General features: G+C 28.0%; 8 protein-coding genes. 7 read left to right on the top strand and 1 reads right to left on the bottom strand.

Annotation, left to right across the window (positions count from 1 at the left end; genetic code table 11):
• Nucleotides 1–311 precede the first annotated feature (311 nt).
• From AC2GW8_RS12845 to AC2GW8_RS12855, 3 genes are all read left to right on the top strand, one after another.
• Nucleotides 312–2,507: a TonB-dependent receptor gene (locus AC2GW8_RS12845; protein WP_440880273.1), complete on the top strand. Its 2,196-nt coding sequence runs from the start codon at nucleotides 312–314 to the stop codon at nucleotides 2,505–2,507.
• 615 nt (nucleotides 2,508–3,122) lie between these two features.
• A complete protein-coding gene (locus AC2GW8_RS12850; RefSeq protein WP_440880274.1) occupies nucleotides 3,123–3,614 on the top strand; it encodes a hypothetical protein in 492 nt (163 codons plus the stop codon).
• A 1,905-nt stretch (nucleotides 3,615–5,519) separates the two neighbouring features.
• A complete protein-coding gene (locus AC2GW8_RS12855) occupies nucleotides 5,520–6,602 on the top strand; it encodes a carbon-nitrogen hydrolase family protein (RefSeq protein WP_440880275.1) in 1,083 nt (360 codons plus the stop codon).
• 112 nt (nucleotides 6,603–6,714) lie between these two features.
• On the opposite strand, the gene AC2GW8_RS12860 is transcribed toward AC2GW8_RS12855, so the two are convergent.
• Entirely contained in the window at nucleotides 6,715–9,000 is a 2,286-nt protein-coding gene (locus tag AC2GW8_RS12860) for a S9 family peptidase (RefSeq protein ID WP_440880276.1), read from the bottom strand.
• Nucleotides 9,001–9,465: 465 nt separating this feature from the next.
• Here AC2GW8_RS12860 and AC2GW8_RS12865 point away from each other — a divergent pair, with 465 nt between their 5' ends.
• The 4 genes from AC2GW8_RS12865 to AC2GW8_RS12880 all read left to right on the top strand — a co-directional run bounded on the left by AC2GW8_RS12865 (nucleotide 9,466) and on the right by AC2GW8_RS12880 (nucleotide 14,444).
• The gene (locus AC2GW8_RS12865; protein ID WP_440880277.1) at nucleotides 9,466–9,807 is read left to right on the top strand and encodes a cupin domain-containing protein; all 342 of its coding nucleotides are present in this window, start codon (nucleotides 9,466–9,468) and stop codon (nucleotides 9,805–9,807) included.
• 1,332 nt (nucleotides 9,808–11,139) lie between these two features.
• Complete coding sequence (locus tag AC2GW8_RS12870) at nucleotides 11,140–11,748, top strand: hypothetical protein (RefSeq protein WP_440880278.1); 609 nt, start codon at nucleotides 11,140–11,142, stop codon at nucleotides 11,746–11,748.
• A 389-nt stretch (nucleotides 11,749–12,137) separates the two neighbouring features.
• Nucleotides 12,138–13,295, top strand: a complete 1,158-nt coding sequence (locus AC2GW8_RS12875; RefSeq protein ID WP_440880279.1) for a hypothetical protein — start codon at nucleotides 12,138–12,140, stop codon at nucleotides 13,293–13,295.
• 378 nt (nucleotides 13,296–13,673) lie between these two features.
• A complete protein-coding gene (locus tag AC2GW8_RS12880) occupies nucleotides 13,674–14,444 on the top strand; it encodes a hypothetical protein (RefSeq protein ID WP_440880280.1) in 771 nt (256 codons plus the stop codon).
• The last annotated feature ends 103 nt before the right edge of the window (nucleotides 14,445–14,547 follow it).

Below are 14,547 nucleotides of genomic sequence, written 5' to 3' on the forward strand. Positions count from 1 at the left end.
ATCATAAGATAATGTAAAAAAACTAGTGTTTAACTTAAATTTAGCAATAAAGGAAGTGAAGATGTAACTTTTATCACATACTTCATTTTTCTTTTAGCATTAATTTTGGCCTGAATTTAAAATTAATAATGATTTTCTACAAAAAGATTAGGGAGTTTAGATACACGTATAGGTTTTGAAAAATACATACTGTTTAGTGTAAAAAAAGTATTCGTGAAAACTTTTTTCATAAACTCTTGATCTAAAAAATGTAGGAGATGGAATAATCAAATTTCATAATGAATAGAAAGAGGTTAGAAATTAAGAGCCGGATGATAGTATTTTTTATACTATTTATACAACAAATTTTTTCACAAAATATAAAAGGAAAAGTAATTTCTGCTGATAGTATACCTATTGAAGGAGCCTATATCTTAAATAAAAATAGTAATCATCATACACATAGTAACATAAAAGGTAATTTTGTGCTGTCTAATGTCAAAATAGGAGATACACTTATTTTTAGTCATATTAATTATATTAATAAACAAAAAATAGTAGATAATTTAAAGTCAATTTTTATTTCCATGAGAGATGATATAATGTCTTTGAAAGAAGTCACCATTGGTAAAAAAATAAATGCGCTAAACATAATTACAACAATAGATAGTCAAACGATACCAGTAAATTCGTCTCAACAAATTTTACAAAGAGTACCTGGTTTATTTATTGGTCAGCACGCAGGAGGAGGGAAAGCTGAGCAAATATTTCTTCGTGGCTTTGATATAGATCATGGGACCGATATAAATATTACCGTAGACGGATTACCAGCAAATATGGTATCGCACGCACACGGCCAAGGCTATGCAGATTTACATTTTGTAATTCCAGAAACAGTTGAACGAATAGATTTTGGCAAAGGTGCATATTATGGAAATAAAGGAAATTTCAATACAGCAGGTTATGTAAATTTTCAAACTAAATCTAGATTAAAGGATAATCTTATTAAGTTAGAAGCTGGGCAGTTTAACACACAACGGTTTTTAACTATGCTTAACGTGTTAAATTCAAGTAAGAAAAGTGCTTATATTGCCTCAGAGTATATGTCGACAGATGGTTATTTTAAAAGCCCACAGAATTTTAATCGCCTTAATTTATTTGGAAAGTACACAGTTGAGCTTACAGATACAGATAAAGTAGGAATTACTGCATCTCATTTTATGAGTAACTGGAATGCTTCTGGACAAATCCCTGTACGTGCTGTAGATAATGATTTAATAACAAGGTTTGGAGCAATAGATGATACAGAAGGGGGAAAAACAAGTCGCACGAATGTTTTATTTACATACGATAAAGTAATTTCGGATAATACATCAATTAAGAATAGTATTTTTTATAATACTTACGATTTTGAATTATTTTCAAATTTTACATTTTTTCTAGAGGATCCTATAAATGGAGATCAAATTAAGCAAAAAGAAAAACGTAATATTTTTGGAATTAGTAGCGATTACAAAAAAAACTTCACCAATTTAGATGGAGATATTTCAATAGGAATTAGTGTTAGAAATGATCAGAGTTTTGGTAATGAATTATCAAAAACTTTAAATAGGAAAACTGTTTTGAATAGTATTCAATTTGGAGATATTAATGAAATAAATTATAGCACTTATGTAAGTACGACTTTTAACTTTAACAAGGTTAATATCAATCCCTCTTTACGATTTGATTATTTTAATTTTCAATATAAAGATGCCTTGCAAACCAATTACCAAACATTTTCTGAAACAGCTAACATCGTAAGTCCAAAATTAAATGTTTTTTATAATTACAATCAAGACTTGCAATTATATTTAAAAACGGGTAAAGGTTTTCATTCAAATGATACACGTGTAGTTGTGTTAAAAAAAGGAAGAGATATTTTACCTGCTTCTTATGGTTTTGATTTAGGATTTCTTTGGAAACCAACTTCAAGATTAGTAGTTAATACAGCATATTGGTATTTATTTTTAGAACAGGAGTTCGTATATGTTGGTGATGCAGGTATTGTAGAGCCCAGCGGAAAAACAAATCGTCAAGGTATTGATTTTAGTTTTCGTTATGAGCTTATAAATCAGTTGTTTTTTAACGTTGATACCAATTACGCATATTCAAGAGCCTTGGAGAAAATAAAAGGAGAGAACTTTATTCCTTTAGCGCCAGACTTTACGTTAACAGGAGGTTTAAATTATAAGATAAAATCAGGTTTTAACGGAGGTTTACAAGTAAGGCATATCGGTGATAGACCTGCGAATGAGGATAATTCTATTATAGCCAAAGGGTATACAATAACAGATTTCAATTTAGGATATAAATTTAAAAATTTAACATTTGGTCTTCAAATTCAAAATATGTTTGATGTAGTTTGGAATGAGACTCAATTTGCGACAGAATCTCGTTTACAAAATGAAATCGTTTCTAAAGAAGAAATCCATTTTACACCAGGAACACCATTTTCTTTAAGGGGGTCTTTTACGATAGCTTTTTAGAAATATTAGATGATATATTGGGATAGTAATAGAAAAACAAAAACTCCTGAAGAACTATGCTTCAAGAGTTTTTTGAAAAAAACAAAAATATTCAGCCGATTTTTTTCAGTTCGTTTAAGACTTATTTCATATTTACTGCCTCGAACTAAAATTAACAACAAGTTTCCCCAAACTTATTTTGTCTTTATCCCCTTAATAATAAGAATGTCAAGATGACATACAAGTGCAAAGAAACAGGTTTTTCTAGACTAAATTATGTGACTTTTATCACAATTCTTATAATAAATAAGGATCGTTGAAGACAATGTGTTTTTAACACATTAGCGAGATATATCATATACTATAAAAAGAGAAGAAAGTTAAAAACTTTTATAAAGTAATTTAATTATAGGGTTGAAAACATATGTTTAGAATTATTTATGAAAATTTTATAAAGAACTAGATCGACTATAAGCTCTGAAAAGGAGTGTATTGACAACGTAAAAGAATTGGTAAAGAGTGCTCTTTATAAAAGAGTTCAATAAAAGTTTTAAAAATGTGTTTAAAGCCTAAACAAAATAGTAATTTTTAAATTTATTTAATATGAAAAATAATATGGTTGTATTGCTTTTAATATTGACATCAATATATCAAGTAAATGCACAAAAACAATTTACGAATGAACAAGAAGAAGAAAACGGTTTTAGGATAATTGGGATTATTGGACATACTCTTGTTAATAATAAAGGTTTGAATAATGTCATGGTACCCTCCTGGGGTTTGGATGTGGAGTATTGGTTTAATGAGCAATGGGGGATAGGATTTCATAATGATATTGAAATAGAAACTTTTATTATTAAAAATTCAAAAAATGAAGTGGTTGAAAGAGTAAATCCACTTGTTTTCACCTTAGACATGTTGTATCATTTTGGAAATGGATTTGTTCTTACTTTGGGACCTGGAGTTGAGATAGAAAAGGAAGAGTCTTATTATTTAGGAAGAATAGGTATTGAGTATGAAAAAGATATTAATAAATCTTTTTATGTCTTACCAAATATATTCCTTGATCAAAGATTTGATGGTTATAATACTTGGAATGTTGGATTAGGAATTGGGGTGCGATTATAACATATTATTCAAACTATTTTTTAGCAAATCTATTATATTTTTAGCCGTGCTAAAATAATTAGTACAATAATATATAAAAGTAATTGTTTATCGTTATTGTAAATATATTCCATCCAACTGACTGATTTTTATACCTAAGCGAATGCTTAATGTGTTGAAAACGAGTTTAAATTGATGTCGGTTGGATATGGTTATAAAATTATTTAGATGTCAAAAGATATATTTTATAAAAAAACATCTATTTATAATACTAGATACTTTTTTATACCAGTTATTATTGTTTTTTACTCTAAAAGAAAAGTGTAGAGTATAAGTTATCTTCTATTTAAAAATATAAGATTCTAACAGTTTTTTTGACCTAAGATTTGTGTTTAATTATCGAATTTATGGTTCCCTATTTTATAAAAAAGCGGAAAAACACTAAATAGCTGTCGGTTATCCCATTCTTAATAATCTTTTTAAGAGGTACCTTTATATTGTTGTTTTTTCAAGCACAGAAAATAAAGAGAATTTAAATTTTATTATTATGGGGAAATTATTGATAAAAAAAATGAAATTATTTTTAGGTCGCTTATTATTGATTTTAGGTGAATTTGGCAAAGGAGCGAGCTACGCTTTAAGACATTAAAAAACGTATCGAATCAAACTAATTTTAAATAAAACACTCTCAGAATATAATTCTTGAGAGTGTTTTATTTTTTAAGATATTTAGAGTTGTGGAAGTGTTGGTTTAATAAATTTATACTTAGGTTGAATTTCATCTCAATAGAGTTTAAAATATAAAATTTTATATTTTTTTTTAAAAAAAGAAAAATGATGTGCTTAATCATTTTAGGTAGTTCAATAAATTATTGAGAAAACGAAATGGGGTAATTAATTTTAATAATTATTAATTAGGCTATTTCGTTTACTACGATAGAATATAGAAATGATGATTATATAGATGTTTAATTATAAAATTATAAAGCATTGATGTTTATCAAGGCTGTTTACAGGTACTCAATAATGGAAAAAGTGTTTTTCGATTGACTTATTATAAAAAGAGTAAGAAGAAAATCATGTAGAAAAAAATAACTACGCTAAGTCGTTCTTATTTAAAAAATCCATAAGAGTATTTTTTACATTTGTTATAAGAACAAAAGATATTTAAAAATCAAATACAAAGAGAATGTTTATGTTGTTGTAAATTAATAACAAAGAGTTAAATGTATAGGGGGTATAAATGGAATCGAAAAAGATATTAAGTAACCAATTAAATGGTCACTTGAAAGCTATCTTCGAAAAAATAAAAATTTTACCAAGGAGGAACGGTAATGAAAATACTTATTTTTGAAAAAATGTTACAAATCCTTGTTATTAAAATAGTTCAATAAATTAAGAACTGCGTATTAACGATCACATGAAGTGTTGGATATAATAGGTAGTTTGAAAGTTTGGTTAATACGCAGTATTCAAAAAAATATAACGCTAAATTATACAAAAAGATTAAATAAATAAATAGTAGTACTACTGAAAGTATTCTACTTATTTCCCCTTTTAATAAAGGATGTTTAGATAATTTTAGGTAGATGGTTTTACTTCTGTATTTGTAGTTTTTTTATAATAAAAGAACTGATAATGATACTTTTAAAGTCAATAAAAAAAGGGATACAAATCTTAAGAAAGCTTCATTTATGTAATCAAATAATTTACTCCGAAAAGTAAAGAGAAATACTAATATTGAAAATGAACTATATTTGAATTGATAAAGTACAGATTAGTATTATTTATCATTAAAAGTATGAATTTTATGAAAGGATATTTTTAAAATTTAAACCTATCTTTTATTGTAAATAATAAAAGAAAATAAGAGCATAAACCTTTGATGGTCAAACAAACATAAAAAAGTAATTTTATTAAAACCAAATGAGTAAAATAGGGACACTAATTTTTTATTTTATGATGTGTAATTCTTGGAGTCAGGAATTGGCATTAACAAAAACATTTCCAAAAATAGAAATCATTGAAATAGATGAAGATAATCAACCAAATTTTGTTAAGTATGCCCAATTTCAAATTGAAGTACCTCTAAAGAAAGATAGTCAAACGGGGCTTTTTACTGTTCAAAATCCAAAACAACACACGAATAAAATAGTATCCTTAGTTAAAAAGAGTATTGAAATGAATGTGAATGTTCTCATATTCCCAGAATTGACAAGCAGTTTGCCAAAAAGCGAAAGGAATGAGTTAGAGGAAATCATATTAGAATTAGCAAAAAAACACGATTTATTTGTTGTATTGGGGAGTTATTATGATGTTACTAATAAGAGCCGAGTTTTAATAATTACTTCAAGAGGTATTTACAGAAGCTATAAAATAAAGTCTTCAAGATTTGAAGCATCTCCATTAAAAGGAAAAGGAATGGATTTAGGTGATTCATTGCTTGTATTTCAAACAAAATATGGAAATATATTGCCTATTACTTGTGTTGATCTAATTTCTGATGATATTCAGTACATTTCTCGTTACCTTAGTAACAATCAGATTATTGAGGTCTTAGTTAATATAAACTGGAATCCCGCAACATGGGAGTTCATGAGAGAGGTTTCGGCAATGGTAAATAGACATCCTCTTTTTGCAAGTATTACAAATAATGTAGTTGATATAACTAAGTTAAAGAGTAGGAAAACGAAAACATTTTCCTCTGGATGTAGTTTTTCAGGATACGGAGATTATGGAAATACTTCATTATTTGGATCTATTAGAAAAGATCAAAGGAAAAAGTTGTTGCCTTTTATTTCGAATTGTTTTAAACATTTTGAAAACAAAGAACTATTACCAAGTTATCAAAATTTGATTTATAATATAGAACCAGGAAAGGAAGCTATTTTAATTTATGATCTGAATTTAAGGGTTATAAGAGTACCCGAAAAAACGCAAGCACCTGATCAAGGATACCCTCTTGTAAGAAACATAGAACTAATCGATTTGAAAAGTACAGAATATTAATCATTTATTTTCAAGAGTGATACGAATTAAAAGTAAAAGGTATTAAAACAATCAAATCATTGAAGATAATTACAAAAAAAAGCCGTCTTATTTGAAACGGCTTTTTTTATATTTACTTGTTTTTTAGGTGTTTATGGTAGAATCCCATCATTGATTTATACAATGCTATGGTATTTTCTTCTTTACTAAATCCATGTCCTTCGTCGTATCTGACCATGTAGGGCACATCGAAACCTTTATTTCTTAAGGCACTTACAATTTGATCAGATTCATCAATATTAACTCTTGGATCATTGGCCCCTTGCACAACAAAAAGAGGTTTTTTTATTTTATTAATTTGGTATACAGGTGATACCTCATTCATAATAACCTTTTCAGTAGCTACATCTGAATCATACCATATTTCTTTTATAATTTTTATATAAGGTTTCCAATACGCAGGTATACTTTTCATAAAGGTGAATAAATTAGAAACACCTACATAGTCTACACCACAGGTATATAAATCAGGTGTTTTTGTTAAACCTCTTAAAACGGCATATCCACCATGACTAGCTCCATAAATAGCTACTTTATTTTTGTCAACCCATCCCTGATCAATAACATATTGAAGTCCATCTTCTACATCATCCATCGCTTTTCTTCCAATTTGTTTAAAACCGGATTCTAAAAATTTTCTTCCATAGCCACCAGAAATTCTAAAATTTACTTGAAGTGTAGCATAACCTCTACTAGCAAATAATTGTGCTTCTGGATTGAATCCCCATGAATCTCTAATACCTTGTGGACCTCCATGTGGATTAACAATAACGGGGACTCTTTCCCCTTTTTGTGCTTCTTTTGGCAATGTGATATACCCATGAATTGTAAGCCCATCCCTACTTTTAAAAGTAATAGGTCGCATTTCTGCCATATCTTTTTCGTTGAGATTAGGCATTAAATTATAAAGTAGCTTGAACGAATCCTTATTAGCATCATATGAATAGTAAGTTCCATATAGTTTATCACTTTGAAGGAAAATTAAATACTTACTTTCATCGTCGGTAACATCTGCTATAGAATAACTATACTTAGGAAACTGAGAAGTAATTCGCTTGTGTAATTTCTTGTAATAGGTGCTTACTGGAATAATATGGTCTTTCTCCCCTTCGTAGTAAAAATAGTCCAATTCATAATTTCTTTTTCTTGATAGAGACAAACCAGAAACATCATAGTTTTTATTAGAATATAATTTTTTTACAATTTTATTTTCTTTTAAGTTGTATAAGTATAATTGTGTTTTATCACTATCTAAATTTGAATAAACGTAGGCTTCATGTTTATTATCAGAAGCATAGTTGAAATTAATGATTGAAAATTTATCTTTCCAACTAAGTTTTTTTATAATTTCATAATTTTTACCATCGAGAGTATAATACATATCTACAAATACACCGTCTCTAAGTTTTGAAAAGCCTCTCAAGTTACCATCTTTATCAAAATCATATCCATCAATTGGATTAGCTAAATCTTTATTTTTGTATAGTTGTTTTAATTCACCGTTATTAATATTTATTTTGTAAGGTTCAAAAATGCTGGGATTATTTTTGTTCATTGAAACAATCATATGATCCTTATCTTCTTTTAAGATGTTTAATATTCTAACCTTAACACCATCAAAAGGTGTTAATTCTTTTTGATTTTTACCATCTATATCTACGGCAAATAAATGGTAATCTTCGTTCCCCCCTTTATCCATGACATATATTAATCTTTGATCATTTGCCCAGGCAAAACCTCTAATTAATTCCTCTCTCTCTTCAATAACTCTTTTTACAGTGCTCGTTTCAGTATTTTTTACATATATATGATTTTTTTTATTAGTATCTTTTTCTCGATATGACATATAAATACCGTTAGGCGAAAAACTAAAGCTTCTTGCCTTTGGTCTTGCAAAGTAATCTTCTACAGTATATTTGTAATTACCCGTATCAATATTCATTAATTTTTTTAACTCGTTTTCCGCTGTTGGTAAATCTGTGTTACCTGGAAGTGTTTTAACAGTTTTATTTAATATTAATTGAATTTCGCTAGGCCCTTGAAAAAGGGTTCCTTCAAATTTGTTTTCTTTCAGTTTCCCAACATATTTTAAGCTAGCTTTATTGAATTTGATAGTAAGTATGTTGTTTTCAAAAATTGTTTTATCCATTGGAATGCCAGTAACTCCAAGAGAGGGGCTATCCATTGTTGATGAATATGCACCGGCTTCAAACTTTACGTTAAAAAGTATGGGGCTACTATTCTCTTTAATGGTAAGTTTTCCTTCCCATGAGCCAGAGATATCTTGAGCATTTATTGGAGAGAATATACTAGAAAAAAGGAGTAATGTCATTAGACATTTCATAATTAAAGTTTTCATTGTTTAGTGAATTAAAAATTTTACTAATTGTTTAAATAATTTACTGTTTTTTTTAGTAAACTGTAATTCAGTCTATTATTCTATTAGATAAGAAGGTTTTTATTTTTTTTTGTTACATAAACTGTATTAATTAACAAAAAATTAAGAATTCAAGAAGGTTTCTTAATTTAGAAAAAAAATAAACTTTTTAATCTTTTGATTAGAAAAAGTCTTCTTTAAAATTGGTTAGTTTTTAATTTGGTAGTGGTGTAAATAAAAATTAATAAGTAAGCTAATACATGCTCTATTATTTGCATTTATATCTTAGCATAATCTCTGATCTCTAAAAAATAATTTCACCACAAAAAATTAATAAAAATCCAACAATTAACATAAAAAATAAATCGATAGAGTATGGCTATGATTCAAATCATATTTAAAATATATTTTAATGTATAATTTTAAATGATTACAAAATAATATTTTATGAAAACAGCCAATACCTATCAAGATATCTTATTTAACGCGAAAAGACCTATCATTAAAGTTTTATTGGAAACCGATTTTACTAAAGAACTAAGAATTGTTATGCAAAGAGGAACTATTATGAAAGAGCACAAAACCTCATACCCTATTGTAATAGAAATTTTGGAAGGAGATATTAATTTTGAATTAAAAGACGAAACAAAACAATTAGTAAAAGGAGCTTTAATTGCTTTAGACGGTAATGTAGTGCATGGTTTAAAAGCCAATAAGAATACCATTATTCGCTTGACTTTGACAAAAAAAGATACTGCAACAAGAGTAGAAAAGATAACTCGTAAATAAAATATGAGAAAAAAAATAGAAAACATTAATTAAGGACATTGGATACTTGTTAAGGTAAGACAAAATATTTTGTGTCCTGGAGGTAAAGAGTTTATGAAAAGCGAATATGAAATTTACAAATTAATTTAAAGGACGATGTTTTCGAGTTTGTAACAGAATTAGGTAAAACGGCTTCTACAGTCTTATTATATAACTCTGAAGCTTAAAGAGGTCTTGAAATCAATGAGGAAGTAGTTTGTATTCTTGATAAATTTTTTATAGGTAAAGAGCGGAAAATCATTCAAGCTAACGAAATTACATCTAAGTTGGAGTATAGTATTTGTAGAGGCAATTTTTATGGTAAAAGCTGATCTAAAGAAAATTGAAATTATAAGGTAAACTCATAGAATTTTGATAATTAAAGAACTATATGTGGTATGTATGAATTATTGTTGAGTCCAACACAGCTATATAGGTAAAAAAAATAAATACAAAAAGAATTAGCTAGGGTAATAAAAGTAAATTAAAGACCATTAATTATTATTGAATAGATATTTTTATTAGAAGAAAAAGGCTTCAAGGTTATACAAATAGAAATATGCTCGATACGTTTACTTGAATTTATATGAACCATTAGTGATGAGGGGGGGGCAGGTATTAAAAATTATTTACAGTATTGCACATAAAACAAACATAAATAAAATGGATTTTAGCAATGCAAAAGTTTTTAGAAAATATCAATTTTATTTAAATGTGATAAGTTTAATAGCTGAAAAAATAACGAGATGTAGCTAATATTTTAATGCAAATGATTCGAACAGGATTCTAAAATCATTGCTCTAATTAATTATTTATAGCAAGTGAAAAACAACTAAAATTATCATAGGCTTTCTTTTGAAAAATAGCTTGCTTTGTCCAAAAAAAAACACTAAAATATAAATTAAGGAAAGTAATTATTATTCATATCAATATAGGAAACTATAAAAAGTGTATGATGATGTTATTTAATCCCATATTTAAACCTAAAAAAATAAGTATTCATAAAATTTTTTCAGCAATTAAATACTTCAATTTTTCTGTTAGCTTTACTAATCTTAAATATTTTAATAGTTTTTATATCATGTAAATAGTGCTGTATTTGAATCAAATACCTAAATCATTGTAATTTGTGGTAAATGATGTTTTTACTGATTTTTTTATAGAAATAGTATAGAAAATTCCCTTAAAAATTAAAAAATGTGGTTTTCTGCAATTTATAACGAAGTAAACCGCATGTTTGATTTTAAAAATAAGTTGATCTTGTCAGCAGGGTATGAGCAAAAGCTTATGTATAATTTATAAAAAATAGATAGTATGAAACAAGTAATTAAAATGTTAGTTTGGGTAGGAATGCTTCTTCTTTTAGCAAGAGCTTATTATTTGATTATTCCTCAGATAGTTGGGAATATTTCATCAGCAGAACCACGTAACCCAAAATTAGAGATATCGGAGACAAGTGAAATTGGATGGTGGCCTTATCAGGAGTCTCTTACAATCGATTCTTTTACGGTTGAATTCGTTGAAAGTAAACTTAATTTAAAAAATAGTAAATCATTAATTAGGTATACTGTTAAAGGTAAATTAGTCAGTCAAGGTCATTTAAAACCATCAATCAAAAATATTCATGTTTCTAAAAGGTTTATAAGAAAGAGTGATGGAGAGCTAAATTCTAAACTTGATGCAGTTATAGAAATTACCCCAGTAATTCAGGTAATTAATGATAGAAATTACAATGGAGAAGTCTTGGATTTTGAATTCACTAATGAGTTGAAGTTAGAATCATTCCATTGGGGAAATAACTGGGTACGTTTTCAGTGTGTTGATAAATGGAAAGATTTAATTATGAAACAAAGAAAATTAACAATGTTGTTGCAGTATTATTCGCAAGTAGATGATTATGGGGTGTATAAACGTTGCGGGTGATTGCTTAATTCATTATTTAGAATACACTTAATTAAAAAATCTATTATGTGACATACATTTTGAGTTTTTTGTATTAAAGTGGATTACCTAAACATAGAATATCAAACTTAGCGTCCTAAAAATTATAAGTTGAACACCTATTTCTTATAAAAACTTTGCATAAGGTCATCAGAGTCCTGAGTGTTAAAGTTTTTATAAGAAATAGGTGTTTAAATTTATTATAAAATCATTTCAAAATATTATAACAATTTAATTTTGAGGAATAATGAAATTCTTTTTTATGTTTAATTTCGGTAAGCTACAAGAAAAAATATTTGAGAATAGAGCAACAAAATGACGTGATAAAAATGTAAATAAGTAGTACTTTAGAGGCTTAAATAAAATAAAAAATGATTAGTAAATTTAAAAAACTATCATCAACAACTTTGTTGATGATTTTATGTCTTATTGCTATTTCTTGCAGTAAAGACTTGCCAGACAGTATTATCGAAAATGAAAATTCTTTTGAGCAACATTCAAATTATGGTGCATTAAATGCAAAATATAATAAAAATTATGATGGACCAACTTCGGGTGTTGAGATCGAAAATCCTGCTAAATATAAAATTTGGTTAGAAAGATCCTTGGATCAAGGAGTAATAGCAGAGATTATGGTAGAGTCTACAGGCGAAATTATTGCTGATATTTCGACGGATATAGGAAAACAAAATGTCTATACTATTGAAAATAGAACTACTCCCGTAGTTGTAACAGATGTTAAAGGTCTTAATTTACGTAAAGAAGCACTTAAACTTGCTAAGGAAGCTATAGAAGATGCTGTAAATGAAATACATAGTCAAGCTATTCGGCCAGTCAGTAAAAATGGATTGAAATTAAAAGTTATCAAAGCAAAGCATAGTATTAAAGAAGATCGTAATACTGGAAGGCCTGGTGTGCAAGTTACACTTGGGGCTTCTTGGTCTGAAATGATTAATGACGCTCCACGCCTTGTAGGTGTTCTTAAAGATGCCAGAGGGAGGTGGATGGATCAGTATAAAACCTACAGTGAATCTTTTAAGAATAAATATCCTAAAAGTGGTAGAGGCGCTGTTGAGGTTTATGGAATGTTGGCTTCACTATTACATTATTATATGATAAGAATTGATAATTCGAATAAGAAAATAGCAATACAAAATAAGCTTGATTATGATACTATGGGGTCTCCTGGTATTGGAGGTAAAGGGGTGGATAATGACGAGTTAGTGAGACGCCCAAATATAGTTGATGCTAAGGAAAAAAATGCTTGGGGGTTATTACCAAAGACACCTCCTGGTAAATGGTTAGAGGGATTAAAGGATGAGCAAGATATATCAAATATAAAGACTGAATTAAGAAACATCCCTCCAGGTATTAATAAAACAGCTTGGAAGGAAATTAATACAGAACTTCTTAAAGGTAACATGATTGCAGGTCATAAAGTTCCTGAATTTACGATTAAAGGTGAAGTAGCATTTGCATTTGAAATTCGAACGCCAAGTTCAGTTGATAGACAACCTTATGGATTGTAAAATAAAAGTTATACACCAGATCTGATTCACTTGGTTATTATATGATAAGTTTTCTTAGAATAAGAAAAATATAAAAAACATCTTTTAAGAGGTGTTTTTTATATTTAAAAGTACATCTACAGCTTACATTATTTCATCAAAAAACTACCTTATATATTAAAAATTAATAAATTTTATCATTAGGCAATTAAAATAAAATCAACTGCTATAACAGGGCTAGTTAGATGCTGTGATTTTTGAGTTTAAAATATTTCATAATATCTATTTTTTAAAAGTGCTAAAAGTTAATGAAATTATAATTTTATACTAAAAAACCTTTTCAAACAAAAAATGATTTTTAAAACACTATTTTTGTCCGCAAATAAAATAAAATAAAAAATGATTGGTAAACTTAAAATGCTATCGACAGTATTGTTGATGGGTACAGTGATTGCAGTTACTTCTTGTAGCGATAATTTAACAGAAAACATAACAGATTCTACAAAGACAAAAAAAAATCTAAGTAATCAAAGAGGAAAGGAAAACAAGGACAAGGTTCTGTTTAATTTTAGAAATGATCCAGAATCATACATCAAAGAAGTTGACTTTATAGTAGAAGCAAGGAAGAGTTTTAAAAATACTCCTTTGATAGATAAAAGAACTGAATATGGTGGTCCTTGTACTTTGACTGCTGAAGATTCAGAAAATAAGGACGTATTTAGAGTCCATGTAAAAAATGGTGGGAATGATTATTATTTTCCATGGGTAAATAGAGGAGTAGGTGAAGTAAAAGTTCCTAAAGACGCTCCGAATGGAACAATCGTTACTACTGGGGGAATGAATGGTTGTGCACTAGTAGTAACAGAAGTGGGTAATCATTTTATATTTTATCATGATGCCGATTCTAACAGTTTAGGCGTAATTAAGGAAGCACAAGGACAAGAAGTCTTTAGGCTAGAACCAAAAGATTATGATCCCCTGGACACAGGCGTTAAATTAATGGAACAGAACCCAGGATCAGGAATATATTTTACTCATCAGTTTATGATTGTAAAGCACAAAGATAAATGGAAAGTTTTTACTAGTTCTATTCTTCTTGGCCCTGGAATAAATTTACCTGTAATAAGACCGTTTGCTGCAACAGCTTCAAAATATTTTGGTAGTTTTTAATCATAATAGATAATAGCTAAATTTTATATCCCGATTAAAAGCATCATCACATAAAAAAAGCGCCTTAAAAAGGCGCTTTTTTTATGTGATGATGCTTTTGAAT

Source organism: Tenacibaculum profundi, assembly GCF_057162725.1.

Coding starts and splice junctions, on each gene's coding strand:
- AC2GW8_RS12845 (WP_440880273.1), top strand. CDS start 312: ATGATAGTATTTTTTATACTATTTATACAACAAATTTTTTCACAAAAT.
- AC2GW8_RS12855 (WP_440880275.1), top strand. CDS start 5,520: ATGAGTAAAATAGGGACACTAATTTTTTATTTTATGATGTGTAATTCT.
- AC2GW8_RS12860 (WP_440880276.1), bottom strand. CDS start 9,000: ATGAAAACTTTAATTATGAAATGTCTAATGACATTACTCCTTTTTTCT.
- AC2GW8_RS12865 (WP_440880277.1), top strand. CDS start 9,466: ATGAAAACAGCCAATACCTATCAAGATATCTTATTTAACGCGAAAAGA.
- AC2GW8_RS12870 (WP_440880278.1), top strand. CDS start 11,140: ATGAAACAAGTAATTAAAATGTTAGTTTGGGTAGGAATGCTTCTTCTT.
- AC2GW8_RS12875 (WP_440880279.1), top strand. CDS start 12,138: ATGATTAGTAAATTTAAAAAACTATCATCAACAACTTTGTTGATGATT.
- AC2GW8_RS12880 (WP_440880280.1), top strand. CDS start 13,674: ATGATTGGTAAACTTAAAATGCTATCGACAGTATTGTTGATGGGTACA.